This window comes from Streptomyces sp. BoleA5 (genome assembly GCF_000373665.1).
Lineage (GTDB): Bacteria > Actinomycetota > Actinomycetes > Streptomycetales > Streptomycetaceae > Actinacidiphila.
In genome coordinates, this window is sequence record NZ_KB892151.1 from 1 (window position 1) to 1,269 (window position 1,269).

Below are 1,269 nucleotides of genomic sequence, written 5' to 3' on the forward strand. Positions count from 1 at the left end.
AAGCGCTAACGGGCCCCCGGGGCGGCACTCAGCCGCCAAGCATCGACCGCCCCGGACGCCCTGCTCCCTCTCAGACCCAACGGACCCGAAAGGACTGCCACATCATGCCCCAGCACGCCCTGAACCGGCCGGTGTGCCGTGACTGCGACGGCTTCCCCGTCGTCGCCATCACCACCGGTACCCGTCTGCCGGACGGCACCCGCTCCACGCTCCACGTCGCCTGCCCTGCATGTAAGGGCACCGGCCACGCCACCCCCGCCGGCCTCCTGGCCCGGACGGGGAGGTGACTGCTTTGACCGACACCGCCACCGCCACCGCCGCGGGCCTGGACCCGGCCACCCTGCGCGATCTACTGCGGGTGGCCGGGGCTCCGGACTTTCACCGCTGGCAAGACCAGATCCGCCGCACTGGCGGCTGTTCCGACCCCATCCACCTGACCGGCTACACCAAGACCCTCGACCGGGCCACCGGCACCGTCCTCCACACCTACTCGACGGACACCGATCCCGGCGGACGGCTCCGGGTGGCCTGCGGCAACCGCCGCGCCTCCCGCTGCCCGGCCTGCGCCTGGACCTACGCGGGCGACACGTACCACCTCATCCGCGCCGGCCTCGTCGGCGACCCCGGCAAGGGCACCCCGGAGACCGTGCGGGTCCATCCGAAGGTGTTCGCCACCCTCACCGCCCCCTCGTTCGGTCCCGTCCACAACCGCCCGCTTTCGGGGAGCTGCCGGTGCGGGCTCCGTCACAGCGAGGACGACACCGCGTTAGGCGCGCCCCTGGACCCTGACGGCTACGACTATGCGGGCGCGGTGCTGTGGAACAACTACGCCTCTGACCTGTGGCGGTACTTCACCATCTACCTGCGCCGCGAGATCGCCGCCCGCGCCGGCCTCACCCAGAAAGCCGCCCGTGAACAGTGCCGGGTCTCCTTCGGCAAGGTCGCCGAATACCAACGCCGCGGAGCCGTCCACTTCCACGCCGTCGTCCGCTTCGACGGCCCGGACGGACCCGACTCACCGCCCCCGCCGTGGGCGACCCTCGACCTGCTCACCGACGCCATTCACGCCGCCGCACGCCGCGTCACCGTTCCCGTCCCTGCCGCTGAGAATCAGCCTGCTCGCACCCTGCGCTGGGGCACCCAGCTCGACGTGCAACCTATCCGGTCCGCCGACGCCGGTACGGACGGGGAGCTGACCGAGCAGGCTGTGGCCTCCTACGTGGCCAAGTACGCCACCAAAGCCGCCGAGACCACCGGCACCGTTGACCG

At 71.8% G+C, this 1,269-nt stretch carries 2 protein-coding genes; both read left to right on the top strand.

Annotation, left to right across the window (positions count from 1 at the left end):
• Positions 1–104: 104 nt before the first annotated feature.
• Positions 105–287 (top strand): hypothetical protein, encoded by a 183-nt coding sequence (locus B085_RS0137030; RefSeq protein ID WP_018563648.1) that lies wholly within the window; start codon positions 105–107, stop codon positions 285–287.
• Positions 288–292: 5 nt separating this feature from the next.
• Positions 293–1,269: replication initiator (locus B085_RS0137035; protein ID WP_018563649.1), on the top strand; the 977-nt coding region annotated here is incomplete at its 3' end.